Annotated in this window: 25 protein-coding genes and 1 tRNA gene; 15 read left to right on the top strand and 11 right to left on the bottom strand. The window is 62.5% G+C overall.

What is annotated here, in order from left to right; translation table 11 throughout:
- The coding region (locus B0I08_RS17910; protein ID WP_219905663.1) for a hypothetical protein at positions 1–248 on the top strand (248 nt) is incomplete at its 5' end.
- A gap of 209 nt (positions 249–457) precedes the next feature.
- Here the strand turns inward: B0I08_RS17910 and B0I08_RS13025 are convergent.
- Positions 458–1,135, bottom strand: a complete 678-nt coding sequence (locus B0I08_RS13025) for a hypothetical protein (RefSeq protein WP_146134415.1) — start codon at positions 1,133–1,135, stop codon at positions 458–460.
- Between the two features lie 165 nt (positions 1,136–1,300).
- Here B0I08_RS13025 and B0I08_RS13020 point away from each other — a divergent pair, with 165 nt between their 5' ends.
- From B0I08_RS13020 to pstB, 6 genes are all read left to right on the top strand, one after another.
- A complete protein-coding gene (locus B0I08_RS13020) occupies positions 1,301–3,481 on the top strand; it encodes an RNA degradosome polyphosphate kinase (protein WP_106213499.1) in 2,181 nt (726 codons plus the stop codon).
- Positions 3,478–4,428, top strand: coding sequence for an NUDIX hydrolase (locus B0I08_RS13015; RefSeq protein WP_106213497.1), 951 nt, complete (start codon positions 3,478–3,480; stop codon positions 4,426–4,428). Before B0I08_RS13020 ends, B0I08_RS13015 begins: the two co-directional genes overlap by 4 nt.
- Positions 4,429–4,658: 230 nt before the next feature.
- A complete protein-coding gene (locus tag B0I08_RS13010) occupies positions 4,659–5,750 on the top strand; it encodes a phosphate ABC transporter substrate-binding protein PstS (protein WP_106213496.1) in 1,092 nt (363 codons plus the stop codon).
- Positions 5,751–5,871: 121 nt separating this feature from the next.
- Positions 5,872–6,813, top strand: a complete 942-nt coding sequence (pstC, locus tag B0I08_RS13005; protein ID WP_106213494.1) for a phosphate ABC transporter permease subunit PstC — start codon at positions 5,872–5,874, stop codon at positions 6,811–6,813.
- 41 nt (positions 6,814–6,854) lie between these two features.
- Complete coding sequence (pstA, locus tag B0I08_RS13000) at positions 6,855–7,910, top strand: phosphate ABC transporter permease PstA (RefSeq protein WP_106213563.1); 1,056 nt, start codon at positions 6,855–6,857, stop codon at positions 7,908–7,910.
- Between the two features lie 27 nt (positions 7,911–7,937).
- Positions 7,938–8,717: a phosphate ABC transporter ATP-binding protein PstB gene (pstB, locus tag B0I08_RS12995; RefSeq protein WP_106213492.1), complete on the top strand. Its 780-nt coding sequence runs from the start codon at positions 7,938–7,940 to the stop codon at positions 8,715–8,717.
- A 189-nt stretch (positions 8,718–8,906) separates the two neighbouring features.
- Here pstB and B0I08_RS12990 read toward each other — a convergent pair whose 3' ends face one another.
- From B0I08_RS12990 to B0I08_RS12980, 3 genes are all read right to left on the bottom strand, one after another.
- Complete coding sequence (locus B0I08_RS12990; protein WP_245884792.1) at positions 8,907–9,656, bottom strand: anti-sigma factor; 750 nt, start codon at positions 9,654–9,656, stop codon at positions 8,907–8,909.
- A 206-nt stretch (positions 9,657–9,862) separates the two neighbouring features.
- Entirely contained in the window at positions 9,863–10,465 is a 603-nt protein-coding gene (gene sigK, locus B0I08_RS12985) for an ECF RNA polymerase sigma factor SigK (protein ID WP_106213491.1), read from the bottom strand.
- Between the two features lie 235 nt (positions 10,466–10,700).
- Positions 10,701–11,330 (bottom strand): DNA-directed RNA polymerase subunit beta, encoded by a 630-nt coding sequence (locus B0I08_RS12980; RefSeq protein WP_106213489.1) that lies wholly within the window; start codon positions 11,328–11,330, stop codon positions 10,701–10,703.
- A gap of 77 nt (positions 11,331–11,407) precedes the next feature.
- Here B0I08_RS12980 and B0I08_RS12975 point away from each other — a divergent pair.
- A tRNA-Lys gene (locus B0I08_RS12975) sits at positions 11,408–11,480 on the top strand.
- Positions 11,481–11,498: 18 nt separating this feature from the next.
- On the opposite strand, the gene B0I08_RS12970 is transcribed toward B0I08_RS12975, so the two are convergent.
- The 3 genes from B0I08_RS12970 to B0I08_RS12960 all read right to left on the bottom strand — a co-directional run bounded on the left by B0I08_RS12970 (position 11,499) and on the right by B0I08_RS12960 (position 13,463).
- Positions 11,499–12,095: a site-specific integrase gene (locus tag B0I08_RS12970; RefSeq protein WP_181243409.1), complete on the bottom strand. Its 597-nt coding sequence runs from the start codon at positions 12,093–12,095 to the stop codon at positions 11,499–11,501.
- A gap of 441 nt (positions 12,096–12,536) precedes the next feature.
- Positions 12,537–12,983, bottom strand: a complete 447-nt coding sequence (locus B0I08_RS18315; protein ID WP_425433003.1) for an ImmA/IrrE family metallo-endopeptidase — start codon at positions 12,981–12,983, stop codon at positions 12,537–12,539.
- Positions 12,984–13,097: 114 nt separating this feature from the next.
- Complete coding sequence (locus B0I08_RS12960; protein ID WP_106213483.1) at positions 13,098–13,463, bottom strand: helix-turn-helix domain-containing protein; 366 nt, start codon at positions 13,461–13,463, stop codon at positions 13,098–13,100.
- Positions 13,464–13,607: 144 nt separating this feature from the next.
- Between B0I08_RS12960 and B0I08_RS12955 the strand changes: the two genes are divergently transcribed.
- From B0I08_RS12955 to B0I08_RS12945, 3 genes are all read left to right on the top strand, one after another.
- Complete coding sequence (locus tag B0I08_RS12955) at positions 13,608–14,567, top strand: hypothetical protein (protein WP_106213481.1); 960 nt, start codon at positions 13,608–13,610, stop codon at positions 14,565–14,567.
- A 38-nt stretch (positions 14,568–14,605) separates the two neighbouring features.
- The gene (locus B0I08_RS12950) at positions 14,606–15,157 is read left to right on the top strand and encodes a hypothetical protein (protein ID WP_146134414.1); all 552 of its coding nucleotides are present in this window, start codon (positions 14,606–14,608) and stop codon (positions 15,155–15,157) included.
- 172 nt (positions 15,158–15,329) lie between these two features.
- Positions 15,330–15,851, top strand: a complete 522-nt coding sequence (locus B0I08_RS12945) for a hypothetical protein (RefSeq protein WP_106213477.1) — start codon at positions 15,330–15,332, stop codon at positions 15,849–15,851.
- A gap of 78 nt (positions 15,852–15,929) precedes the next feature.
- Here B0I08_RS12945 and B0I08_RS12940 read toward each other — a convergent pair whose 3' ends face one another.
- Positions 15,930–16,346 (bottom strand): hypothetical protein, encoded by a 417-nt coding sequence (locus B0I08_RS12940; RefSeq protein WP_106213475.1) that lies wholly within the window; start codon positions 16,344–16,346, stop codon positions 15,930–15,932.
- A 1,111-nt stretch (positions 16,347–17,457) separates the two neighbouring features.
- On the opposite strand from B0I08_RS12940, the gene B0I08_RS17610 reads away from it, so the two are divergent.
- Positions 17,458–18,303 carry a hypothetical protein gene (locus B0I08_RS17610; protein ID WP_146134413.1) on the top strand — a complete coding sequence of 282 codons (846 nt, stop codon included), beginning with the start codon at positions 17,458–17,460 and terminating at the stop codon, positions 18,301–18,303.
- 691 nt (positions 18,304–18,994) lie between these two features.
- On the opposite strand, the gene B0I08_RS17905 is transcribed toward B0I08_RS17610, so the two are convergent.
- Positions 18,995–19,357, bottom strand: a complete 363-nt coding sequence (locus B0I08_RS17905; RefSeq protein WP_219905662.1) for an alpha/beta fold hydrolase — start codon at positions 19,355–19,357, stop codon at positions 18,995–18,997.
- On the opposite strand from B0I08_RS17905, the gene B0I08_RS18085 reads away from it, so the two are divergent.
- The 3 genes from B0I08_RS18085 (at position 19,298) to B0I08_RS12925 (ending at position 23,028) form a co-directional block, all read left to right on the top strand.
- The gene (locus tag B0I08_RS18085; protein ID WP_245884800.1) at positions 19,298–19,621 is read left to right on the top strand and encodes a CGNR zinc finger domain-containing protein; all 324 of its coding nucleotides are present in this window, start codon (positions 19,298–19,300) and stop codon (positions 19,619–19,621) included. The genes B0I08_RS17905 and B0I08_RS18085 overlap by 60 nt on opposite strands.
- 76 nt (positions 19,622–19,697) lie before the next feature.
- Positions 19,698–20,339, top strand: a complete 642-nt coding sequence (locus tag B0I08_RS12930) for a TetR/AcrR family transcriptional regulator (protein ID WP_106213471.1) — start codon at positions 19,698–19,700, stop codon at positions 20,337–20,339.
- Between the two features lie 160 nt (positions 20,340–20,499).
- Positions 20,500–23,028: an MMPL family transporter gene (locus tag B0I08_RS12925; protein WP_106213469.1), complete on the top strand. Its 2,529-nt coding sequence runs from the start codon at positions 20,500–20,502 to the stop codon at positions 23,026–23,028.
- A gap of 138 nt (positions 23,029–23,166) precedes the next feature.
- On the opposite strand, the gene B0I08_RS12920 is transcribed toward B0I08_RS12925, so the two are convergent.
- Together B0I08_RS12920 and B0I08_RS12915 are read right to left on the bottom strand one after the other, a co-directional pair.
- Positions 23,167–24,288, bottom strand: a complete 1,122-nt coding sequence (locus B0I08_RS12920; protein ID WP_106213467.1) for an ABC transporter ATP-binding protein — start codon at positions 24,286–24,288, stop codon at positions 23,167–23,169.
- Between the two features lie 9 nt (positions 24,289–24,297).
- Complete coding sequence (locus B0I08_RS12915) at positions 24,298–25,998, bottom strand: ABC transporter permease (protein ID WP_106213465.1); 1,701 nt, start codon at positions 25,996–25,998, stop codon at positions 24,298–24,300.
- Positions 25,999–26,020: the final 22 nt, after the last annotated feature.

Raw genomic sequence — 26,020 nt, 5'->3', positions numbered from 1 at the left:
TTTGTGGGGAGTCCGGCGATGGTCCACCCGTTGGGTTCCATCTGGGTGGTGCCGGTATCGGGATGGAAGCTTGCGATGTCCTCAAGGGTGACCGGCTCGACTTCGGCGCAGGTGGCGATAGTGGGATCAGTGCACGGCCGATCAATCTGAATGTTGAACAGAAAGCCAAACTCATCGGTCCGCTGCGCGAACGCGGCGGGGTCCTCACGTTCGGGTATTGGGGCGGGCGCTGGGTTGCTCCAACCTGATGGTGTGCGCGGCGGGGTTGCAGAGTCGGCGCCGCTACTGCCTTCGAATCCGTCGAGGACCGCGTTCTCGCCATAAATCGATCCGTTGACCGTGGCGCAGTCCTGCCATAGGCGGTCGGCTCGCGCACAATCGTCAGCGGGCGATTGAGGTTGGGTGACGCCGGTTGGGACCAGGCTCGTGGCTAGAAGGAGACCAACCGCAAATCGACCTACGACGCTCGACATATTCCGCCACCCTCCCAAACGTCGTTGGCCATCACGATGAGCCGAGTTCTGTCTTCCGGCGATTGGGTAAAGGTCACCTCGAATGCCGTCTGGTCGGAGCGGTCCGGAGCAACTACGGATTCACCTTTAGCGTTGAACACATCGACTTCAGAGATGTCCACGCACGCGTAGATGGTAGCGACGTGCGAGCCACGGGCGTCGACAGAATGCGACTGGAACTGGGCCGCAGTGAGACGCGACCGGCCCGCGAGTTGATAGCCGTTCTCCACGAATCGCTGTACGCCCTCTTTTTCAAACCTCGCAACATCCGGGGTGGCGAACTCGTCGATGCGCTCTGGAGCCGCACCACCGTCGGCAATTACCGAATCCGTCGCATCGAGAAAAGCCGCGTAGGCGGCGGATGCAGCCGCGAGCGCCTCCTCGTCGCTCGCGAAGAGTGGAGCAGGCGAGGACGTCGTGGCCGTGTCGCTAGAGTCCGCCCCCGGCGTGGAGCCCGCAGTCAGCGGCGCGGTGGCTGTGGAATCTGCGGGGCCGAAAGCCAGGAGTCCCGCGGCAGACAACCCAAGCACAGCAACCAACGCAATGACCAGGGCCGCAACCAGCGCGGCTGCCACCAGAACAGCTCGACGGTGAAGTCGGGGGAGCTGGGCGCGGGATTGCATGCGGAGACGATAAGTCAGCTCCGTGGCATCCCGCTCGACTTATCCACAGGGCTGAACAGCTCCACAGGGCTGAACAGCGATCGAGCACGAGCTGAAGCGTCGAGATTTGCTGAACGTTAACGCCTATCGGGTTCGCGCGGGTGAATCGGGTGCCAGTATGGGGATATGGATTCCGAGACGTATTTGGGCGACGCCGCGGTCGGTGCTGATTATCTGGACGACTATGAAGACGAGTCGTCCGCCGAAGATGATGGAACGCTGCCCGCTGGCCGATATCTCGACCGCGAGCTGAGCTGGCTCGCCTTCAACCAGCGTGTGCTTGAACTGGCAGAAGATCCCGACCTTCCTCTGCTCGAGCGGGCGAACTTTCTCGCCATCTTCGCCAGCAACCTGGACGAGTTCTTTATGGTGCGGGTCGCCGGCCTCAAGCGCCGCATCGTGACCGGCCTCGCCGTGCCCACGAACGTTGGGCGTGGCCCGCGTGACGCTCTCGCCGACATCAGTGCCGCCGCGCATGAGCTGCAGAACCGCCACGCGAAGGCGTTCCAGTCCATGGTGAAGCCGGCGCTCGACGAAGCCGGGATTCACATCGAAAGCTGGAGCGACCTCGACGAGGCCGACCGCATCCGTGTCGACGACATCTTCTCGCGCCAGATTTTTCCCGTACTCATGCCCCTCGCTGTCGACCCCGCGCACCCGTTCCCCTACATCTCCGGGCTGTCGCTGAACCTGTCGATCCGCGTGCGCAACCCGAAGACGGATCGGGTCGAGTTCGCTCGGCTGAAGGTGCCGTCGGTTCTGCCTCGGTTCGTGCAGCTGCCCGACGACGGAACCGGCCAGCTCCGCTTCATCCCCCTCGAAGATTTGATTTCGAACCACCTGCCTGACCTGTTCCCGGGCATGGAGATTCTCGAGCACCACGAATTCCGCGTGACTCGCAACGAGGACATGCAGATCGAGGAAGACGAGTCGGAGAACCTGATCCAAGCGCTGGAGAAGGAGCTTCTGAAGCGCCGGTTCGGACCCCCCATCCGTCTCGAGATCACCGACGACATGGACCCGGTGACGCTCAGTCTGCTGATGCAGGAGCTGGACATCACCGAGCAGGAGGTTTACCGCCTGCCTGCGCCGCTCGACCTGGGCGGCCTGTTCGAAGTCACGCGGATCGACCGGCCGAGCCTGAAATACCCGAAGCACCTGCCCACCACGAGCGTGAGCCTGCTGCCCGGCGAGCCGACCGAAGACCCAGACATCTTCGCCTCGATCACCAAAAAAGACATCCTGCTGCACCACCCCTACGAGTCCTTCGCGACCAGCGTGCAGACCTTCCTTGAGCAGGCGGCCGCCGACCCGAACGTGCTCGCCATCAAGCAGACGCTGTACCGCACCAGTGGCGATAGCCCGATCGTCGAGGCGCTGATCGCTGCCGCGGAGTCGGGCAAGGCCGTTCTCGCGCTGGTGGAGATCAAGGCCCGCTTCGACGAGACCGCGAACATCAGCTGGGCCCGCAAGCTCGAAAAGGCGGGTGTGCACGTTGTGTACGGCCTGGTCGGATTGAAGACGCACTGCAAGCTCGCGCTGGTGGTGCGCCGCGAGAAGAACGGGCAGCTCAAGACCTACAGCCACATCGGCACGGGTAACTACAACCCGAAGACCAGCCGCATGTACGAAGACATGGGCCTGCTCACCGACAGCGACACCGTCGGCAAAGACCTCACCCGCCTGTTCAACGAGCTCTCCGGCTACGCGATCGAGAAGAAGTTCAAGCGCCTGCTCGTCGCCCCGCTGCACCTGCGCAAGGGTCTGCTCAAGCGGATCGCCACTGAAGCGGCCAATGCGCGCGCGGGTCTCCCCTCGGGGATCCGCATCAAGGTGAACGCCATCGTCGACGAGGCAATCATCGATGCGCTGTACCGCGCGAGCAATGCGGGCGTTCCGATCGATATTTTCGTGCGCAGCATGTCGTCGCTGAAGCCCGGCCAGGAGCGCCTGAGCGAGAACATCCGGGTGCGCTCGGTACTCGGTCGCTACCTCGAGCACTCGCGGCTGTTCTACTTCGTCAACGGCGGCGACACGCAGGTCTACATCGGCAGTGCCGACATGATGCACCGCAACCTCGACCGCCGGGTTGAAGCGCTGGTGCGCCTGACCGAGCCCGATCACATCGCGCAGATCGAGTCACTCTTCGATCGGGCGATGTCGGAGACCACCTCGTCCTGGTGGCTCGACGAGGACGGAACCTGGACGCGGCACTCGCGCGACGAGTCCGGAGCCCCTCTCGACGACATGCAGAACGTACTCATGCGTGAAATCATGCTGCGACGCCGTGTTGGCGTGCTTCGGTGACGTCGGTGGCGACCCTGCCGGTGTTGGCCGCGGGGGCGGTCTGTTGGCGCATGGTCGACGGTAAAGCACGCGTTTTGCTCGTTCACCGCACCCAGCACAAGGATGTGTCGCTGCCGAAGGGCAAGCTCGATCCCGGTGAAACCCTGCCAGAGACAGCCGTGCGCGAGATCGCCGAAGAAACGGGTCTCGCGATCGCGCTCGGCGCCCCGCTCGGCCAGGTCGAGTATGAGCTGCCGGGCGGGCGCGAGAAGAAGGTCTACTACTGGGCCGCTGAGGTGACCGACGAAACCGTCGCGACATCACGCTTCACTCCCAACGATGAGATCGCCGCCCTCGAGTGGGTCAGCCTGTCGCGCGCCCGTAGAGCGGTCAGTTACGACCATGATCGCCAGATCCTCGACACGTTCGAGCAGCGTCTCAATGCCGGCACCGCCCGCACCTTCGCCATCATTGCCCTCCGGCACGCGAAGACCGTGCCGGGTGAGGCCTGGGATGGACCCGACGCCACACGACCGCTGATGCAGCGCGGTGCTGACCAGGCCGCAAGCATCGCCCACGGCCTGGCGGCATACCGGCCGCAGAAGATCTTCACCAGCACGGCGGCTAGGTGCATCGCTACCATCGGCCCGATTGCGCGACTTTCCGGGGTGAAGGTGAAGCAGACCGAGGGCCTCAGCCAGGACGCGCACGAGCTCGGCGAAGCACGCGTGCACGAGATCGTGACCAAACGCCTCGCGCGCCGGCAGTCCGTCGTTCTCTGCACACACGGCCCGGTATTGCCCGATCTCCTTGACGAGATCGCCCATCTCACGCAGACACCGATCACATCGGCGGTGCGCCACGCGGCAATGCTCTCCCCCGGGGAATACAGCGTCGTGCATATCTCGTCCGAGAACCCGTCCGCGGGAATCGTCGCGATCGAGACCCACAGCCCGTCTGCCGGATAGTCGACGGCAGCGCGGGTTAGCCCCTGATGTTCGTGATGAGGCGGATGTCGGGTGCCCTCGTTTCCGCGAAATCCCGGGCGCACCCGCGGAGTTACGCCTGATGTTGGTGGGTCGTTTACCCTGCGTTCATCTTCCGGGCCGATCGTAGTTAACTTCGCGACGTAGCTTCGATTCTTGGGCCGCACCGGCCCGTTCTGTCCTGCAATCAAAGTATCCCCGAAGGGAACACTGTGAGATTCACCCGTTTCGGTAGCGTCGCTGCCGTAGCAATCGCAGCATCCGTCCTCCTGTCCTCCTGCGCAGCAAACGAGGGTGGCACGCCCACGGACGACGAAAGCGCAAGCACCCTCTCCGGCTCGCTGGTCGGTGGCGGCTCGTCCGCCGTTGGCGCGGCACAGGAGACCTGGATCGCCGAGTTCCAGACCGCAAACCCCGATGTTGACATCGCCTACGACCCCGCCGGATCCGGCGCTGGTCGCGAGACCTTCCTTGCCGGCGGCAGCGACTTCGCTGGCACCGACCGTGCATTCGACGACGAGGAAGTTGCCGCTGGCGGCTTCGCATCGTGCGCGCCCGACAGCCCCATCGTTCAGCTCCCGCTGTACATCTCCCCGATCGCCGTCATCTTCAACCTTGAGGGCATCGACACGCTGGACCTCGACGCCGAGACGATCGCGGGCATCTTTGCCGGCACGATCACCTCGTGGGACGACCCGGCCATCGCCGACCAGAACGAGGGCGTCGAGCTTCCCGCGACCCCCATCACGGCCGTTCACCGTTCGGATGACTCCGGCACCACCGAGAACTTCACCGACTACCTCGCTCAGGCCGCTCCCACGACCTGGACCTACGAGGCTGACGGCGTTTGGCCGATCGAAGCTGGCGAGGCCGCACAGGGCACCTCCGGCGTGGTTGACGCAGTCACCAACGGCACCGGCACCATCGGTTACGCGGACGCTTCGCGCGCCGGTGACCTTGGTACCGTTTCGGTTCTCGTCGGTGACGAGTACCTGCCCTTCTCCCCCGAGGCAGCTGCAGCAATCGTCGACGCTTCGCCGTTCGTCGAGGGCCGCGCCGAGGGCGACCTGTCCATCGAGCTGGACCGCACCCCGGATGAGGCCGCTTACCCGGTCGTTCTGGTTGCATACCTCGTCGGTTGCGAGACCTACGAAGATTCCGCTCAGGGCGAGCTCGTGAAGGAATACTTCACCTACATGGCTAGCCCCGAGGGCCAGGAGGCCGCAGCTGAGGGCGCCGGTTCAGCACCGATCTCCGACGCTCTGTTCGAGAAGGCTTCCGCCGCTATCGAGCTGATCAAGTAACACCTCTTCACATCCTGACGGGCTGCGGAACTTGTGCTGAAAAGCGCGAGTCTCCGCGGCCCGTCAGACTGGGTTCACACCCTTCTCCTATTCCTCCCGAACAGATGGGCCCGAAGGAAACATGACAACGACAGCAACACCGCCGCTCCGCGCGAAGGTACGGCGCGCTGACCGGGTCTTCTCGACCAGCACCGTAGTCGCTGGCATTCTGATCCTCGTTGCTCTTGCTGCCGTTGCGGTCTTCCTGATTGCGCAGAGCATCCCCGCGCTTCTCGCTGATCCTTCCGAGCTCAAGGGTTCGCCGTCGAGCTTCTGGGCCTACGTCGGGCCGCTCGCCTTCGGAACCGTGTGGGCTGCGTTCCTTGCCCTCCTGATCGCGTTCCCCATCTCGATCGGCATCGCGCTCTTCATCTCTCACTACGCCCCCCGCCGCGTCGCCCAGGGCCTCGGTTACGTCATCGACCTGCTCGCAGCGGTGCCGTCGGTCGTGTTCGGCCTCTGGGGCATCAAGGTGCTCGCACCGATGGTCACCCCGTTCTACGGATGGCTCGTCGACAACTTCGGCTGGTTCCCGCTCTTCGCCGGCTCCGTCTCCGGTACCGGAAAAACCATTCTCACGGTCGCCATCGTTCTCGCCGTGATGATCATTCCGATCATCACCGCGCTGTCACGCGAGATCTTCCTCCAGACTCCCGTATTGCACGAAGAGGCCGCCCTGGCGCTCGGGGCCACGCGCCTCGAAATGATCCAGATGGCCGTCCTGCCCTTCGGACGCGCCGGCATCGTCTCCGCCGCGATGCTCGGTCTTGGCCGCGCGCTTGGTGAGACCATGGTCGTCGCAATGGTGCTCTCCCCGGCCCCGGTGATCAGCTTCGTCCTCACCGGATCAGCGAACCCGTCAACCATTGCCGGAAACATCGCGCTGAACTTCCCCGAGGCTCACGGCATTGAGATCAACGCCCTCATCGCCACGGGACTCATCCTTTTCGCCATCACACTGGTCATCAACTCGGTGGCCCGCGTGATCGTCAACCGCCGCAAGGCGTTCTCTGGAGCGAACTAGTGACTGCCACAACCGCCACCCCCGTTGTTGCCCCCTCGGGCATGACCAACTCGCTGACTACCGGGCGCCTGCCGCGCTGGGTGCCATGGACTTTGCTCGGCGCCAGCTGGGCCGTGCTCCTCGTCGTGTTCGGCATGGTTGCCGCGAGCAGCGACACTGAGCTGAACGTTCCCGCCGCGATCTTCCTCGGCACCGTCCTCTTCGACGTGTTGCTGTTCGTGACGGCATACCTCGTCGAGGGCATCCGCCAGGCTCGCGACCGCTTCGTCACCTCGCTCGTGGTTACCGCCTTCATTCTGGCGCTGCTGCCGCTCATCTCGCTCCTCTTCACGGTGCTCACCAACGGCCTCGCCCGCTTCGACCTGGCCTTCTTCAGTCAGTCGATGCGCAACGTCGTCGGCGAGGGCGGTGGAGCACTGCACGCCATCACCGGCACCCTCCTCATCACCGGGATGGCCGCGATCATCTCCATCCCGGTCGGGCTGCTCACGGCCGTCTACCTTGTTGAATACGGACGCGGCGGCCTCGCCCGCGCAATCACCTTCTTCGTGGACGTCATGACCGGCATCCCGTCGATCGTCGCTGGCCTGTTTGCGTTCGCCTTCTTCTCCCTGTTGTTCGACGACGAAGGCATCCGTTTCGGCTTCGGCGGATCGGTCGCGCTGTCGCTTCTGATGATCCCGGTTGTCGTCCGGTCGTCGGAGGAGATGCTGAAGCTGGTTCCCAACGAACTGCGTGAGGCCTCCTACGCCCTTGGTGTGCCGAAGTGGCTCACGATCCTGAAGATCGTGATCCCGACATCCATCGCGGGAATTACCACGGGTGTGACGCTCGCAATCGCCCGCGTCATCGGCGAGACCGCGCCGCTGCTGCTCATCGCCGGATTCACGACGAGCATGAACTACGACCTGGGCGCCGACCGCATGATGTCGCTGCCCGTGTTCGTGTTCAACCAGTACGCGAACCCTGGTTCCAACGTTGACCCGTATCTCGAGCGCGCCTGGACCGGCGCGCTGACGCTCATCCTCATCGTTATGGCCCTCAACCTCATCGCCCGCCTCATCGCCAACATCTTCTCTCCCAAGCTCGGCCGCTGACCAGGCCAGAACAGACAAAAGGAAACCGTGTCTAAGCGCATCGAAGTCAACGACCTCAACGTCTTCTACAGCAAGTTCAAGGCGGTAGAGGGCATCTCCCTCACCATCGAACCTCGCACCGTCACCGCGTTCATCGGGCCCAGCGGCTGTGGCAAGTCCACCTTCCTGCGCACGCTGAACCGCATGCACGAGGTCATCCCCGGCGCCTACGTCGAGGGTGAAGTGCTCATCGATGGCAACAACCTCTACGGCGCCGGTGTCGACCCGGTGCTCGTGCGTCGCCAGGTGGGCATGGTGTTCCAGCGCCCCAACCCGTTCCCGACGATGTCGATCCGAGAGAACGTGCTCGCCGGCGTCAAGCTGAACAACCGCCGCATGAGCAAGTCCGACGGTGATGACCTGGTTGAGAAGTCGCTGATGGGGGCGAACCTCTGGAAAGAGGTGAAGGACCGCCTCGGCCTGCCGGGCTCCGGCCTCTCCGGTGGACAGCAGCAGCGCCTCTGCATCGCGCGCGCCATCGCCGTCTCCCCCGAGGTGATCCTGATGGACGAGCCCTGCTCTGCCCTCGACCCGATCTCCACCCTCGCCATTGAGGACCTCATCGAGGAGCTCAAGCAGCAGTACACGATCGTCATCGTGACTCACAACATGCAGCAGGCTAGCCGCGTGTCTGACCGCACCGCGTTCTTCAACATCGCGGGCACCGGCAAGCCGGGCAAGCTCATCGAGTACGACGACACCACCACGATCTTCTCCAAGCCGAGCGTCCAGGCGACCGAGGACTACGTGTCGGGCAAGTTCGGATAAACCGCCCCCGAAGACCGAGGTGGATGTGCCGCTGCACCGGTAGATTCACCTCACACACAACAAAGCCGCAGTCCGGGTTTCCCGGTGCTGCGGCTTTTGTTGTGAGAAGGGGTGCTACCAGCTGAGGGGGATGCCGCGGCGCGACATCCCCCTCATGACCTACTTCTGGTTTCTCAGACGGCGCTGCGCTCAGGCGGCGCTGGAGATGGCGACGATCGGATCCGTCGTGGGCTGCTCCGAGCCGCCCTTCGGCTCCACAGTCACGCCGATGGTGGCTCCCGCCTGCATCTCGCCCTCAAGGACCCGCCAGACGCTGTCTGAGCCATCCATAGTGAACAGCCCTGCCGCTGTGGCCGCGCCGTCGCCGGTGATGTACCAGAGTTCGTAGGTCTCGTCGCCCTCGAGCTCCGCGAGCCCCTCGGCCACTACAACGGATTTGCCGAGATCCTCTGACCACATCAGCGTCGCGGTGCCGCCGGTGGATACCGCGGCAACGGTCTGCTGCATATCCTCGGCCGAGGTGATCTGAGCAAGCTGGTCGGCCTGCTGGCGTTGGTAGGTCGCATCGTTCACGAGGTTGACCACGCCGGTGCCGCCGACGATTAGCGCGAGCGCTGCGGCGACCGCGGTCATCGCGAGGATGGGCCGGTTGAACCAGCGCGCCTGCGCCTTGGCCGCGGTGCGCGGCCGAAGCTCTGACGGAGCAGCCGGTGTGGCAGTGCCCTGCGGCTCGACCGGATCCGCGGGTGCGGCACTCCCCTGCGGCTCGAGCAGAGCCGCGGGTGCGGCGCTTGCCACCGGCACAGTAGGAGCATCGGCCTCAACCTGCCTCGGCAGCTGCGGGGTGGACGCGATCATCGCCATGAGGTTGCGCTTGAGGTCGGGCGACGGTGTCACCGGAGTGACCGACAACCCGAGCAACGCAGCAGTCTCAGTCATTTCGGTCACCTCTTTTCGTGTTGTGGGAGATTCACCAAGGTGAGTCTCAAATTCTTGTCTTTCGTCTGCGCTGAGTGCGTTGAGCACGTACGCTCCGGAATTCAGCGCAATGTCGGATGGATGTCCGTGACCACCTGCGGTGTTCATGTCGTCCTCGCTCGGGTTGCTGTTCTGGTGGGGAAAGCCGAGTGTGCCATCATCGTTCCTCATGACGCCACCCCCAACTCATCGCGGAGCCGGATCATTCCGTCCCTGAGTCGCGTTTTTACTGTGCCTATGGGCACCTTCAACAGCTCCGCGACTTCACTGTGGCTGTAACCGCCGTAGTAGGCGAGTTTCACGGCCTGTCGCTGTAGTTCGGTGAGCCGCTCCATTGCCTTCGCTACGCGTTCGGATTCGACGGTGACCTCTACGGTCTCCGCTACCGAGTCATAGTCGGGCGTGTAGTCGCGGATTCCCACCTTGGTGTCGCGGTCACGACCGGCCTGCGAGGAGCGCACCCGGTCAACCGCGCGTCGGTGTGCCATCGTGAGGATCCACGTCGCACCGCCGCCCTTGGCCGCGTCGAAGCGGGACGCGGTCTGCCAGACCTCCAGGAATACTTCTTGCGCGACTTCCTCCGACTGCGCCGGGTCTTTCAGCACCCGCCGAATCAATCCGAGTACGCGAGCAGCGGTGAGATCGTAGAGCTCTGCGAAAGCGCCCTGGTCTCCCTCTGCCACCCGCGAGAGGAGTAGTCCGGCGGCTGCGCGAGGCACAGCAGCCTCTTCTGGGGGTACGTCGTTGGATCGGGGCACGAGCTTAAGCATGTCAGGTCGCTCCCGAACGAACGCCGTGACTCGCTCGGCGAGCGGAGGCTGACTGGATCGAGAAGGATGACATACCAGTGGTTCGGTGCCCTCCGCCAAGCGGATTGGTAACAAGTGCATTCCGAATACCGGAAGAAGCGAAAGTTGGCCCGGGCCGCAGAACGCCTCTCGGCGCGAGGCCGCTCGGAGCGGCTATTAGTGGAGCCCGGGGTTACTGCGGCCCGGATTTACTATTTTACTCGAGTTGACCCGCGCGGTGTAGTCGTGCGCTAGCAGCGAATTCGGCGGCGGTTTGGGCGAGCCGCGCAGCACGTGCGGTCAATTCGGTCGCACGGGTGGGGTTGGTCAGCTCCGTGTCATCCGCCACGCTCGTCGCCCCTGCACCACTCACGCGACAGAAGGCCGCCGCCCGATCGAGCGCAACGGCGAAGTCGCCGACGAACATCCCGCGCAGGATCTGGTCGGCCAAGGCGGTGATCTCGTCCGGTCCGGTCGGCAGGGTTGCGCCGGCAACCACGGGATCGATTGTCTGCAGCACCTCGGTGCCGCGCTGGAAGAGAAAGGCCATCCCCGTCGGATCCTGACGGATCAGCACCCGCATCAGGTAGATCCGCCACAGGGCACCCGGGAGTGTGCGGGGGTTCGACCGCGCCCAGAGTTCGGCGAGGGCGTCGATGCCGTGCTCGTCGGTGTACGAGACGAGGCGCTGCAGCACCGCGGGGTCTTCTGTCGCGCGGCCGCGATCGATGAGGGCGTGCGCAGTGTCGTGGGCCATGCGCACGATCTGCGCCGGGTCCTCTCCTCCGATGAAGGTGTCGAACTTGTCGCCGGAGTACTGCGTGGGCTTGTGGAAGTCGTCGGCCATTCCACCGAGCCTAGGCTGTCCGTGCAAACCCGGGGGTGAATAGGCACTACATTTGTTAGCGCGGGATTTCTTGCCGCGGGCCTCTAGCTCAGTTGGTAGAGCATCGGACTTTTAATCCGCGGGTCGTCGGTTCGAGTCCGACGGGGCCCACCCTTTTGATCCTTTTATTTACGCGGATCTTGACCGCCGAGCACTCGTGTCGGAATCGACGTTGGGATCGTTTGCCCACATTTTGCCCACAATTGCTGAAGCACCGGCTTCATTCAGGGCGACTCCTACTGCATCAAAATCATCATCAAACAGGTCACTGTAGACGTCTAACGTCATGGCGGCCGTCTTGTGCCCGAGCATTCGCTGCACTGCGTTTACGTTCGCACCCGCCGGAATCGCAAGACTTGCCGCTGTGTGGCGTCGGTCGTGAGGCGAGAAAACGACGAGTTCGGGATGCGCTGTAGTGAGTTCGACGACAGCGCGCTCGAAGTTTCGCCGCCGCCAGTTCCGATTGCGCAACGCCCCTCCTTTTGGAGCCGTGAACACGAAATCGCCGTGGAGGCGATTCGCGGTTCGGTCGACCAGCGCAGTTTCGATGAACTCCGGAAAAGGGACACTTCGGCGGCTGTGATTCTTAGGGGTTCCGTAGATCAAATTAGGACCTACTTCTGTTACCGCTTGGTTGACAACTAGGCGCCGGCGTTCGAAATCAACGTCTTCGACGCGCGATGCCGCGAGCTCTCCCCAGGGCAACCCTGTATATGCCAGAGTCAAGACGATGTCCCCGTCTGGTCCGCATCGGTGAGCAAACTCATGAACGTACTCGTGTGACAGGTATTGGCGCCGTGCCCGGTCAATGCGGGGTAGGCCGATTCCAGCACATACATTCCGTGAAATCCGTCCGTCTCGGATCGCATACTTGAGCACCAGCGCCGCGCTGGAATATCCTCGAGCGCGACACCAAGATAACTCTCTAACCGACCGTCTCGTAACCCTGAACGAACACGGATATTCAGCCGACAGGTTGCGGGACATCGTTACGAGATTTCTCGGTTGTCGTCGTCGTCTCACAATGGCTGTCAGAGTCCAGCCATGAGCTACTCCGACATCGAGGCTTTACACGGAGTCATCAGCAGATGTGTCTCGTAACCTAAGCGCCTCGTAACCCAAGGGTTACGAGACATACCCGCGGTTTGGAAGTGCTCAAATCCTCAACTACCTGCCTTGCTTCGCCAGCCACCGCTCTCGGATTTTTGGACCTCCCGATATACCTATCCGCCAAGTTGCCATCTCGAGGCTCACTCCAAACTTTGCTGCGAGTGTTTCGGGCTGCCTCCCGTATACCGCATGTGTTTTAGCCGCGGCGGCAGGGACGAGAAGAGCTGCCCCTAACTCCGCCGCCTCTTTCTCATGCGCAGGCGAGGCTCCGCACTTCTTACCTCCGGGCTCCATCCATGCCACATCTAAGCGATGCTCTGCGATCAGATGCGCAACTTCATGCGCAAGGTCAGATCGAATCCTGGGTGCGGAATGTGCGTGGTTATAGATCACGCAATGCCCCAGTTGATCTCTTACCACCGCAGCCGACCATAGCTCGGGAGCGTCCACCGTCAACCGCTGCAGGGTAGCTGGGTCGCTGGTCGCCTGGTCCAAAGACAGCATTGGGACGCCCCACTCGCGGCCCCAGTGCAGAGGGTCAAACTGCTGATCTGGCGTCAAGCCCAGATCTCGTCGTACTTCATGCGCCAACCGTCCAAGCTCAGCCTTATTCATCAGTTACATTTCCGCTCGAGTACTCCGGACCACCTGCAAGCCTGACTTGAAGACGTTTTCAAGCAGCATCTTGTCGCCGTCGCTTAGATCACGTCTCGCGCGCAGCAATGCCGACACCTCACTCGTGAGTTCCGGCTGTTCCTCGCGATGACCTTCTCGCTCAAGAAAATCTTCAGTTGACATGTTGAGCCATCGAACAATCAGCACATAGGCATCGAGATCGGGGCGCTGTCTGTTTCGTAGCCGAGAGAGCAGTGACGGGCTGACCCCGATCTGCCCGGCTGCCTGTCGCCACGACAATTTATCCGCCTCGATCCGCGCATCAAGGACCGCTACGAGTCTTGAGACATCGATGTTTGTTTGCGCCATTTTGTTCTCCCTCTAGATAGGTCAATGGTACGCAACCGAGAGTGTGTTGCGCTACCGACACACTTAAGGTACATTTAGTGTGTCGGTAGCGCAACAGCATGCCGCATCCGACATTCCCGACGCTTACCCTGATTGGACCAAAAAATGCCCCGAATAACTGCCGACTTCCGCATCAGCGGACCTGTCGATTTTCTTGACGTGAACGTCGAGCGCGACAACTTGCTGTTTATCGATCCCAGTGCCATCCGAGTAGCGTCCAGAACCGGCGACCGGTATGGATTGGCCGCCGACGCTGCCCTCACCCAGTTCTTTGACGGGATACTCGTGAACCTTCGTTCTGCAGCCCCCGCAGATCACGTCTCCGGAGAACAGAGCCTGCAGCACTTCAGAGAGCTCAGCGCCACCCGATTGGGCATGTCCAGTAAGGGCACCCAGGGTCATGGCGCCGCCGAAAAGCTCGGCACACAGATCTGGAACGAACTCCTCGGCAACCCCCTGTGCCAGCTCGCCGTCGCAACGCTCAAATATGTCGAAGACATCCCGCTGTTCGTTGACAGAATCGATAAAGATGTCACTTCTGATATCACGGCAAGGATCGTGCTTGAAACCCTCGAACAGTTCACCAGCGACATGATGGCGAAGCACCCCGAGTTCCATACTCGCCGACCAACAACCACCATGGAAACCACCTATTGGAACAGTGCCCGCGCCACATGGGAATCGAAGACTCTCACTCTTCCGGTTGCGGATGGTAAACCCCTCCTCCTCGTCCCGAAGTGGTTCGCCAACTACAAAATCCAAATGACCTACGGCCAGTATTACGGGGTCGCTGTCCTCGATTACGTGAAGTGGGAAAACCTTGTGAAAGTCGTCCGGCGCAAAGAAATCTTTTCTCGTCCGCGGTTCACTAAAAAGGAACTCAAGACCACGTCGGCGTTTGCTCCGAGCCGAACGACAAGCGCAAATCAGACCGCCCGCATCCTTGAGAAGGATGGCACCGACGTGCTGGGGACCTACCGGGCCGAACGGCAGAGTTCTTTTCTCGCCCTGACAGACGACCAGCTCGAGTTCCACCTGAGCCGCAAGCCTGGACCACGCTCTTAACACACCGGTAGACGGTCAGCTAGGGAAGAGAGAGAACAGTGAAGACGGCAAATTTCCACGCGTTACGCCGCGCTGTTACTGAAGCGTCGACGGCCAGCAAATGGAAGACCGGCGTGCTGGAGTGGGAGGTCACGTCCGTGGCAGAGCACCCGACGGGCGAAGGAGAGTGCGTCTGCGGTCAAACGAACCTTCTCTGGCTGTACACCATCACGAACACTCACAATGGTGCAGAGCTATTCCCCATCGGGAGCACCTGCGTGAACCACTTCGAGCGGACCGACCTCAACAGACAAATTGCTGTGTTCCGGAAGTTAGTGCATATTCGCAGCGCCGCTCGCGAAGGAAGGCAGATTGCCCTAACAACGGAATACTTCTCACGCGCTGTACTCGATTATCTCTATGACGTCGGAGCATTTACTCCCGACCAGTACAACGAAAACGACGGCTGGAATGACTGGGAGTTCCTACGGAAAATGTTTGGCGTCCGAGATAAAACCGAGATCAGTCCGAAACGACAGTGGAAAATACGAAAAATTCTAGATCAAAAAGCCGTCCCATTCGTCATAAACGATGATCGATTAGGTGACTGAACCCATACGCGTTGGGCCACGAGGAAGCAGACTGCCTTGCCCCAGCACTGGTTAGGGATCGACCGGTTTGGCCGGGAGAGCAGTTACTGTGCTGCGATCGATCGCAGGGGTCACGGGGCTATGTCGTTCAGCCAACGGACCGGGCATCTTGCGGTGCGGGTACGCTCAGGCCATGGAATGGGTATGGTCACTGATCGGGATTGTGGTCACAGTGGTACTCGCGCTTATTGCAATTTCCCAATCTCGCAAATATCAGAACAGGCCAGACCTCTTCGTCACCTGGGACCGTATTGGACTAGCAGGCGGCATCGAATTAAAGACGTTCGCTAGCTTCACAATTCCGTACATGACTCTCACCATTGAGAATCATGGGACTGCTCCTGCTCGTCTTGTCGACCTCACCACTACTTCCGTAGTCATCGGGACAACTCAAGAGACGTCCGATGGCGTTCGCCCGTATCAGCAAAAAAGTGTTGTGGCGGTTAACGAGCCATGGGCGGTGAGGATTCCGCTTTATAAGATCCATGAAAGCTTCGATCACCCGATAGAAATTCTTGATCCTGTGCTCATGAGACCCACGGTCACTCTTCGATGGAAACGCGAACACGGCAAAGGGATGGCGCGCAAGGTCATACGCCTAGATGGGGATTGGCTAACCCGCTACGCGGACCACCTTCGGGCTTCTGGTAACTAAACCGCAAATTGCGCAGCATTGCATAGCGCCTGCCAAGTCGGCGTCATAGGTCCCGATCGACTCTGCTCGCAAAGATCGTTATTGATCGGGAGACTCGGACCCTATCGACCGAAACCATTCAGCGTCACGCTCTGCTTGCGCGGTCACCTGATTCTCGATGATCTGCTCGGTTCGTTTCTGTGAGAACCCGCTTACGTCGAGATCTCCGTCCTTGCTGATGGCGACACGCTTGCCGTCATGGCGATGCACGAAGGTCCTATACATAAAACCGAGACCGCCAACGATTCCAGCTGCGCCCGTCCCAATGCGCACGGCCTCGATTGCGAGTTCGACGCCCTCAGAAAACTCCGCTGCGCTGCTGTGCTCAATTCCGTTGTCGTCGAGCAAAGCCTTAATCTCTGCTGTGTACTCCCGTGGGAAACGCAGGTTGAGCGAGCCGGACCCGACAGGCCCAGCGGTGAGGAGAAGCGGGATGGTTTTAGAGTCGTCTGCCATTTGGGAAGTTTGGCACGACTGGCTATCTCGATGACCTCCGCGGGCACCACCGAGCACCGATTGTTATTGAGGACGAATCGATCTGGTGCGGTTCATGCCGCTACACAATCGCGGCCGATGTAGAGACGCGGTTTCACATCGACAACAGGCCCAGTTTGAAGAGCTACCCCGCCCTGTTTAGCGCTGCTGTATCCGTTCGATGAGCGATCGGAGGCGATAGCGCGGCGCAGCTTGCCGGCGTGGCTCCGATGCAAGACGACCAGGCAACGGCTCACTACTGACATGCAGCTGAGCCATCGCAGCGGGGAGCGACGGTAACGGGGCAAGAACCATGGCGCTGGCCCAGCTTGGGCGTTCGTACGTGTCGCCGCATGAGCACGTCAAAGACGTACCATCGGCGGTAAACGTGAGCGTCCCCAGGTGAGAGTCGTTCTGCATGTCTGCGGGAAAAATTTGACACCCTTCGCACAGTTCAACACCGTTGACGGTGGTTATCAAACTCCCATCCATTTGGCCTGTACAGAAGGCACATATTGCAGTTGGTTGGCCCGTGGGCTCCATCCTCTCTGCGACCACCGACAACAAGCATTTGCGGTGAGAGCGCGCCCAGGCGGCATGCGCCGCCCGGTCGAAGCACAAGTTAGCCCCTAGCCGAGTCCGGTTCCACCGCAAACGCGGGTCTGACGCGAAAACTGCAGAGGCTAGCTCGCTCAGCTACTTAGACCGAATACGGATGTTGCCGCGTGGACGAGCAGAAAGAACACCAGCCACGCCCGAGGTGCGGCGACCACCAGCCAGACTCAGCCTGTGAAAGTTGGAAGGTGTGGACGCGGATCGGGCTCTTCCGAGGCTAATGAGACGACCGCGAAGTTTTCAGCAAACCCCCCTCGCAAGGGGAGCCAATTATTCACGGACCCGAATCGCGGCCACGAGGTCAGACTAATCGCTGGTGTCATTGTTTGTCAATAGCACCCATCGCTATTCTTTTTCAGATTCTTCTTTTCGCATGTAAAACCCAGCAAACAAGCGGAACGTGCTAAGCACGATTCTAACCGGTCATTGTATAAACTAGTACTAGGCAGTTGTTTGCAACGGTGATAACCTATTGTTTGTGACGGCTCATAATAATTCCGAGAGTAATTACCTCGAACTACATCCACCCTCCTCCGTTTTTTTGGCTCAGCAGGCGGCGATGTCTGGGAAAGCATTTGCGCGTCGCATCAAACGCGAGTCTGCGATTATCCGATCCTCTTTCTTGGGACCATCGCTCTTGGAGAATCAGCCATCCCCGGTTGCGCGACTGTTACGCGGAGGTCGAGGTGGAGGCGTTGTAAAAATTAAGCTGTTGATTTCCATTTTGTGGATCGCTGTCAGTGAGCCTTACGACGTGAGCTTTTCCGCCAGGACTTGGGCTACGTTGTTGGGTCTTAGCGAACCTGAGACCAAAGGAGCGAGCCGCGTAAACGCTGCGCTGCGACGTCTCGTTGAGCAACAATTTTTAGATTCCGAACCCTCCCCGGGTTTACCACCCCGCTTACGTTTGCTGGAAGAAACTGGACGGGGCCGCCCTTACATTCCGCCGGGGAAAGTTCTGGTTGAAGCAAGGCAAAAAGAAATCGACGCGCTCGATGAGAATCGATATTTCAAGGTTCCTAATGAAATTTGGACCAATGGCTGGATTGCAAGGCTAAGCGGGCCCGGTTTCGTGATGCTGTTAGTGCTTCTCGACCTAGCGTCCGGAAGGAAACCAACAAATTTATGGCTATCTCCCAAACAAGCTGAACGTCGATATCAACTATCTGACGAGACCAGGAGTAAAGGATTTGACGAGCTTGTCGAGCTAGGCATTGCATCCGTACAGTTGCGACTCATACAACGAGATCTCACCCAATCTCCCTATCGCAGAAACGTTTACACCCTCCACCTCGAGAAGCTCAATGAGTCACCTCCAAAATGAGTATCGACAGCGCCAGCTAAATACATGGTCCCGGCAAGGGCATCGATTCCCTCGATTGTGCGGTGATGTCTCTTCTCGTCAGGTCGTTAGCTTGAGTGGGAGCATTGACCACATGCGACGATCACTGATGTCACACCAAATACCAGAGCCCACAGCGGAAGAGCTGGCGCGGATCAATAAGTTATTGCAACGTGTCGGCGGTAAGGATGTTCTGTGGGGTGCAGGGTCGTCACTTGACATCTGGGTGATAGAGCAGCGGGCCCGTCTCGACCAGCAGATGTCTGAGCGGATTCATTCGGCCTCTCAAGCACTAGTTGTAGCGACAGTCGGCTTAGTGATTTGTACGGCTGGTATTATCTGGGCGACGTTTGCCGCTTAGCCCGTCTCTGTGGCCAATGGTTCTGTGTCGCACTTACGGTCAATATCGGCACATTGCGACTTGCCGCTAATACGAGCATTCTGCAGAACCGTTTGACCACTTCCCCTATGCGGATTGTCCTCTGCAGTGAGGCAACAGGATCCTGAGCTGCGTACCGAGCAGCGGAGCAACCTCCTACACCTCAAGGCGCGACGGCCGGGGGCAACGCAGCTTGCACAGCGGCGTCGACCAACTTTTGGGTGCCCTCCACGCGGCGAAGGCACTCATCAGTCAGGCAGCGGTTCGGCGCCGGTGACCCCGGGTCTTCCACCATCACAGGCCGTGCACATCGGCCCAGGCCACGATCGCCCCGGCCACATGCTCGAGGTGCGTCTCGAGCATGAAATGGCCGCCGCCGAGGAGAAGCACCTCCGCGTCTGGGCTGTCATTTCCGAAGGCCTCGGCTCCTGCCGCCGCGAAGATCTCATCGTTGCGGCCCCACACGGCGAGGACAGGAACGGCGCTCTCGCGAAGCCACTCGTGCACGCGCGGGCAGAGCACGCGGTTACTGGCGTAGTCGGCGAACAGAGCGAGTTGCGCCTGGGAAACACCGGGACGGGCAAGCAGGGGGAGGTCGTGTTCCCAGGCGTCCGGGTCGACGAGCGACGGGTCAATGACGCCGTGCGGTACTGCCACTCGACAGCCTCGCGCTCGAGCGCGGGTCGCAGCGCGGCTTCCGTCTGCGAGTTCTGTTCGGCCCCGAATCACCAGATCAGCTTCGTCCTGGCCTGGGCCGAGGTGATCCGCCAACACCCGGGGCGACTCCGCCCCTGTGGCAACGACGAATGCCGGCTAGTTCTTCTCGACCGCAGCCGACCGGGCACCGCGAAATGGTGCTCCATGGCGACCCGCGGCAACCGGATGAAGGCACGCGCACACTTACAGCGGAACCGTGACTGATTCTTCACAGCTAAGTCGCAGCCGCGGCATTCGCTTTCCGCTGCACTTCGTGCGTCGTTGCACTTAGTGTAGATACGTGATTCAGGACATCGCCCCCGATCGACGGGCCGAGCTCAAAGCCCGGCACCGCCAGGCCATCCTGAACGCCGCCGATTCGCTCATTCGTGAACGCGGCAAGCCTCGCTTCAGCGTCGACGAGCTTGCCAAGCGAGCGGATGTCGCCCGCCGCACTGTCTTCAATCACTTCTCATCGCTTGACGACGTGATCATGACCACCTGCACGCGGGTAGTGAGCGATGCTGTCGAAGAGTTCCGGGCCACCACGGCGGCCATGCCGGTGGGCGACGGAAGCCGCGTCGCGCTGTTCGACGAGATCACTGCGACGCTGCGCAATATGGACCTCCCGACGGTGGTCGCCTACCTCTGGCGCGTGCTCTCCGACGAGGACAACGCCGGAAAGTCGCAGATGGCCGTGCAGGACGTCTTCACCCGCACCACCGAGCAGCTGTCGGCGGAGATGGCGCAGCGCAGCCGCGAGCTCGACGAGTTCGAGGTCGCCGTCATGGTCACCTCGCTCATGAACGGGATCGCCGTCGTCTGCCGGTACTGGATGGTGCAGACCGGAGCGGAACTCACCGAGGCCTCGCGGAAAGTTTGGGATGACCTGCTCGACCGGCTCATCACCAGCGTCCGCGCCGGATACGCACCGCCCGCCTGACCGCCCCCACACTCTTTTCTGCCCGCTTGACGCACTACCGCACCGCCCTGCACCACCGCACCGCCCTGCATCACCTCACCCGCTTCACCTCTCCGCTCTCATCGACGCGACGCGAGACGCACCATCCCGTCACCGCCTAACACGAAAGAACCTGAGGAACATGGCATCCCTTCTCTACCGACTTGGTCGGTTCTCCGCCCGCCGCGCGTGGCTGGTCATAGTCGCGTGGGTGGTCATACTCGGCCTCGCCGGCGGCGCGTTCGCGCTGTTCGGCGGCACGCTCACCTCGTCCGTGAGTATCCCCGGCACGGCAACCCAGAAGGTGAGCGACGAGCTCGCCGAGAAGTTCCCCGCAGCCAGCGGCGGGCGCGGCACGGTCGTCTTCACCACCACAGACGACTCCGCGTTCACTGCCGAGCAGCAGGCCGCGATCGGTGAACTGCTGACCAGCACCACGGAGCTGGACAACGTGACATCCACCACAAATCCATTTGAGACCCAGGCTCAGCTCGACGGCCAGGCACAGCAGGTCGCCGATGGTCGCACGCAGATCGCTGACGCGCAGGCGCAACTCGACGCCGGCCAGGCTCAAATCGACGCCGCTACTGCCCAGCTCGCCGCGGGCAGGCAGCAGCTCGACGCCGCGCGCGCCCAGGCAGAGGCCGCCGGACAGCTCGCCGCCGCGGAGACCCAGCTCGCCGCGCAGCAGGCCGAGATCGAGGCCGGCGCGGCCGCAATCGCCACCCAGCAGACGACCCTCGACCAGGGTCGGACCGAGCTTGAGACGCAGAGCACCACTCTGGAGGACGGCTCAGACCTGCTTGAGCTCGCCGCCGAGATCCGCCAGGTGTCCTCAGACGAAACCACCGCTGTTGCCAGCATCCAGTTCGATACCGGCCTCAACGCGGTCCCCGCCGAGTCGAAGGAAGCTGTCGTCGAAGAGATGACGAATGCTGACATCGACGGTGTTGTCGCCGAGGTATCGAACGATATCGCCGCCACCATCCCCGAGGTGCTCGGCCCAGGAGAGATCGGCGGCGTGATCGTTGCCGCACTCGTGTTGTTCATCATGCTCGGCACCCTGATCGGCGCGGGACTCCCCCTGCTCAACGCCCTCGTTGGCGTGGGTGTGGGTGTGCTCGCCTCTCTCGCTCTCTCCGGCTCCGTGGAGATGATTTCGGTCACGCCGGTTCTCGGTGTGATGCTCGGTCTCGCGGTCGGAATCGACTACTCGCTGTTCATTCTCAACCGGCATCGCACCCAGTTGCGGAGCGGTGTACAGCTGCACGAGTCCATTGGCCTGGCCAACGGCACCTCGGGCAACGCGGTGGTGTTCGCGGGCGCCACGGTGCTCATCGCACTCCTCGCCCTCAACCTCACCGGAATCCCGTTCCTCGGGCTGATGGGAACGGTCGGCGCGGTCTGCGTGTTCGTGGCGATCCTCATCGCTATCACGCTAACCCCGGCACTGCTGCGCCTGGTCGGCGAGAAAATCCTGACCAAGAAGGCGCGCGCCCGCATCGGCAACGCCGATCACCACGCCAGTGTGCCGAGCAAGCCGATGAACACCGTGCGCGCCGTGGTGACGGTTGTCGCTGGCGTTGCCGTGCTGCTCATCATCGCGATCCCCGCGCTGTCGATGCGCCTCGGCCTGCCGGCGGGGTCGTCTGAACCGGTCGACTCGAGTGCCTACAAGGCGTACAAGCTCGTTGACGACAAGTTCGGTGCCGGAGTCAACGGTCCGCTGCTTGTCGTCGCCGACCTCGAAACCGCCGTCTCGGAGGACCAGCTGGTCGCCGAGCAGGTACGCATCGGAACCGCCCTCAAGGCGGAGAACGATGTGGTCGCGGTCGCCCCGATTGGCGCGTCCGACGACGACCTGCTCCTCGCGTTCCAGGTCATCCCGGGCGAGGGACCGACGAGCGAGTCGACAGAGCAGCTCGTGCGCGATCTGCGCGGGCTCGAGATCGACGGCGTCGCGTCACTCGGTGTCGCGGGCAACGCCTCAGGAAACATCGACGTCAGCGAGAAGCTCGCCGACGCCCTGCCGCTGTATCTCCTCGTGGTCGTCGGGCTGTCGTTGATCATCCTGATCTTCGTGTTCCGCTCGATCCTCGTGCCGATTACCGCGACCCTCGGGTTCGTCCTGTCGCTGTTCGCGTCCTTCGGCGCCATCACCGCCGTGTTCCAGTGGGGCTGGCTCGCGCCGGTCTTCGGGGTGCACGATCCCGGCCCCATCCTGAGCTTCCTGCCGATCCTTGTGGTCGGTGTGCTGTTCGGGCTCGCCATGGACTACCAGCTGTTTTTGGTCAGCGGCATGCGGGAGTCGTACGCCCACGGCACCCCTGCGCGGCTTGCGGTGCAGCGCGGAGTGCACGCGGGTCGCACCGTGGTGATCGCCGCGGCGCTCATCATGACCTCGGTGTTCTCCGGGTTCGTCTTCTCGAACTCGGTGATGATCCAGTCCATCGGCTTCGGACTGGCCATCGGTGTGCTCTTCGACGCATTCATCGTGCGCCTGCTGATCATCCCCGCCGTGATGCACCTGCTCGGCGACGCCGCGTGGTGGATTCCGAAATGGCTCGACCGCATTCTGCCGAACGTTGACGTCGAGGGTGCTTCGCTCGAGCGCACCCATCCGGTCGCTCCCGCTGCGGTACCCGAGGTCGTGACCGCGCCTCGCGCGTAACGGCTGCAGCGAGAACCACAACGGTACGAGCAACACCCCAATCGGAACGGGCGCGTGGTGAGCAGAAATGCTCGCCACGCGCCCGTTCCTCTGTTCCGTGCCAGGCGTGCAGTGTGCTGGCGTAAGGACCAGGCGGCGCTACAGCTGTGCGGGCTCGAGGGTCGGCTCAGTCGCGACCGCGGGCGCAAGAGCGTAGACGATGGCACGCGCGACAGACACCGTGACCCGCTCCCCCACGACGGGGCGATGGCTGCGGCTGCGACACCGCAGCGACAGCCCGTCCCAGTCGAGCACCACATCGTTGCCGTCCCGGCCGAACAGCGACGACACCACCGTCGCCTCGTTCGCAACAAAACGGGTACCGGCATCACGCCCGCCCGATCCCGAGGCCGGCGCGATCTCGACGTCCTCGGGCAGAATCGCGATCTCGCAGCTGCCGGTTGAGCGCACGCCCTCGAGGCGGGATGGCTGCACGATGAGCGGATGCCCCGCCGCCGCGAAACCGTCCGCGGAGCTCATCCCGGTGATAGTGGTTGCATCGGACAGAAAGCGAGCGACGAGCGCAGACGCCGGGCGGGCCAGCATCTCCGAGGGCGTGGCGATCTGTTGGATCCGACCGGAATCGAGCACGACCACCCGGTCGGCGAGGGCAAGGGCCTCGTCCCGGTCGTGAGTGACGTGCAGAACCGTGAGTCCCATCCGGCGGGTGAGCGCCTGCAGCTCGATCCTGAGCCGATCACGCAAGGGCTCGTCAAGGGCCGACAGTGCCTCATCGAGCAGCAGCACGCGCGGCTCGGCGACGAGTGCACGCGCCAGCGCCACCCGCTGGCGCTGGCCGCCCGAGAGCGTCGCGGGATCTCGGCGTGCGAAGTCCTCCAGTCCGACGAGGGTGAGGGCCTTCTCCACCCGTTCGGTCCGCTCCCGGCGGGCAACACCCGAGCGGCGCAGCGGGTAGTCCACGTTGCGCCCGACGTTCCAGTGCGGCCAGACGGCGTGCTGCTGAAACACCATGCCGAGCCCCCGCAGCTCCGGCGGGACAGACTTGCCCGCCTCCGCCACGGTGCGGTCACCGATGCGAATCGTGCCAGCGGTGGGTGTCAGAAAACCGGCGACGGTGCGCAAGAGCGTGGTTTTGCCGGAGCCGGACGGCCCGAGTAGTGCGACGAATTCGCCGTCGGCGATGTGCAGGTCGATGTCGGCAAGACCGACGGTGCCCGACGGGTAGCGGAGGGTAACGGAGTCGAGAGATACGGAAGCCACGGTGACCTTTCAGCGGGGCGAGCGGGCGGCGAAGCCAAGCCCGGCCAGGCCCACTATCGTGATGATCAGGGACAGTGCAGACGCGGTGTTGTACGAACCGGCCTGCTGGAGGTTGAAGATCGCCACCCCCAGAGTCTGTGCGCCGGGTGACAGCAGCAGCACCGACAGGGTGAGTTCCCGAACCGCGGTGAGCGCGACCAGCACCGTTCCGGACACGGCTGCGGGAATGGCCATCCGGCAGGAGATGTCAACGAGCGCACGCAGCCTCGTTGCGCCGGAGGCCCGGGCCGCTTCCTCCGCCGTCAGCGGTGTCGCACTCAAGGGCGCGGCCACCGCCTGCACCACGAGGGCAACGAACGAGGTGATATAGGCGCAGAGGATGAGCCACGGGGTGTTGAACAGTCCGATGCGCGGCGCGATGACGAGCCACGCGACGGCGATCACGAGCCCGGGTATCGCTTGCGGGAGGATCGCGAGCGCGTGCAGGGCCCGGTTGTCGCGGGCCTTCGTGCGGGTCACCAGTGTTCCGATGCCAAGACCGAGGACGCCGCAGATCAGGCCGGCCAGGGTGGCGAGCATGATCGAGGTGGTCGCGCCCGTCACGGTTCCTCGCGCGGTGACCGCCCTGGTGATGTTGTCGAGGGTGAGGTTCTCCAGCGTCAGCGGCACCCCCGGAGCCGGCAACAGCGATTGGCTGAGCAGCGCGAGCAGGGGAAGGACGGTAATCGTGAGCACAAACGTCCAGGTGAGCACGGCGACGACAACGCGGCCACGCCCCAGCGGGAGGCGCTGCGGCGTCGAGGTCGAGGAGTCCAATTCCCAGCGACGACGGGATGCCACGAGGTCAAGCACGAGGGCGGCCAAAGCGACCACGAGCAGAACCGCGCCGATGGTGGCGACTACCTCGAGCGGGCGATCCACCGTGCCGGACTGGATGTAGCGGTAGACGAGGGTGGAGAGCGTGACGAAGCGCTCGGGCAGGCCGATGATCGACGGAATCCCGAAGTCGGCCAGGTTCGAGACGGCGATCAGGGTGAAGGAGGAAAGCAGCGCCGGACGCAGCAGCGGCAGTGTGATGTTCACCAGCGCGCGGAGGGCCGATGCGCCGCCGATGCGCGCCGCGTGTTCGAGGTCGGTGGGGATGCGGCGCAGGGCAGCCGATACGACGAGCATCGCGATGGGGTAGCTGTGCACGATGAGGAGAAAAACCACGCCGTCGCCGCCGTAGATGATCCAGAGGGGCCCGCCGAACTCGTCGCGCCACCAGAGATTGACCGGGCTGGTGGGCCCGGCGATGCCGATCCAGGCGATGGCACCGACGAAGGGAGGCACGAGCAGGGGGCTGAGCGCCAGCAGGCGGAAGACCCGCCGCCCCGGCAGGTCGGTGCGGTCGAACAGGATCGCCAGGGCGGATCCGACCACAACGGCGCCCGCCGCCGAGAGCACGGCCGAGACCAGGCTGTTCACGCCGGCTTCGAGAACGTCGCCCTCGAGCAGCAGGGCGAGGTGGTTACCACCGGCGGCAAGGGCGAGCACCGTGCCGAGCGGCACCACCACGAGTGCCAGGCACGCCAGCCACAGCAGGGTGCGGGTAATCGTCACACCATCGGGTCTGCGTCGGCCGGGCTCCGGTTGCCCCGGGCGCACGCCCTTGCGGGTCCGGCCAGAATCGGCCGAACCCGCAAGGGTGTTGCTACGTGTTGCGCTCATTACAGTACGACTACCTCAATAC

It is taken from the genome of Glaciihabitans tibetensis (genome assembly GCF_003003265.1).
Classification (GTDB): Bacteria; Actinomycetota; Actinomycetes; order Actinomycetales; family Microbacteriaceae; genus Glaciihabitans; species Glaciihabitans tibetensis.
The sequence above is the reverse complement of the archived record's forward strand: the minus strand, read 5'-3'. Positions and strand labels throughout refer to the sequence as shown.

Bases quoted from the DNA above. Each gene is read 5' to 3' on its own strand.
- B0I08_RS18315 (WP_425433003.1), bottom strand. From the start codon at position 12,983: ATGCTGTCTTTGGACCAGGCGACCAGCGACCCAGCTACCCTGCAGCGG.
- B0I08_RS12915 (WP_106213465.1), bottom strand. From the start codon at position 25,998: ATGAGCGCAACACGTAGCAACACCCTTGCGGGTTCGGCCGATTCTGGC.
- B0I08_RS12960 (WP_106213483.1), bottom strand. From the start codon at position 13,463: ATGGCGCAAACAAACATCGATGTCTCAAGACTCGTAGCGGTCCTTGAT.
- B0I08_RS12990 (WP_245884792.1), bottom strand. From the start codon at position 9,656: ATGACTGAGACTGCTGCGTTGCTCGGGTTGTCGGTCACTCCGGTGACA.
- pstA (WP_106213563.1), top strand. From the start codon at position 6,855: ATGACCAACTCGCTGACTACCGGGCGCCTGCCGCGCTGGGTGCCATGG.
- B0I08_RS12980 (WP_106213489.1), bottom strand. From the start codon at position 11,330: ATGGCCGACGACTTCCACAAGCCCACGCAGTACTCCGGCGACAAGTTC.
- B0I08_RS12925 (WP_106213469.1), top strand. From the start codon at position 20,500: ATGGCATCCCTTCTCTACCGACTTGGTCGGTTCTCCGCCCGCCGCGCG.
- B0I08_RS13025 (WP_146134415.1), bottom strand. From the start codon at position 1,135: ATGCAATCCCGCGCCCAGCTCCCCCGACTTCACCGTCGAGCTGTTCTG.
- pstC (WP_106213494.1), top strand. From the start codon at position 5,872: ATGACAACGACAGCAACACCGCCGCTCCGCGCGAAGGTACGGCGCGCT.
- B0I08_RS12955 (WP_106213481.1), top strand. From the start codon at position 13,608: ATGCCCCGAATAACTGCCGACTTCCGCATCAGCGGACCTGTCGATTTT.
- sigK (WP_106213491.1), bottom strand. From the start codon at position 10,465: ATGCTTAAGCTCGTGCCCCGATCCAACGACGTACCCCCAGAAGAGGCT.
- B0I08_RS12940 (WP_106213475.1), bottom strand. From the start codon at position 16,346: ATGGCAGACGACTCTAAAACCATCCCGCTTCTCCTCACCGCTGGGCCT.
- B0I08_RS13020 (WP_106213499.1), top strand. From the start codon at position 1,301: ATGGATTCCGAGACGTATTTGGGCGACGCCGCGGTCGGTGCTGATTAT.
- B0I08_RS12945 (WP_106213477.1), top strand. From the start codon at position 15,330: ATGGAATGGGTATGGTCACTGATCGGGATTGTGGTCACAGTGGTACTC.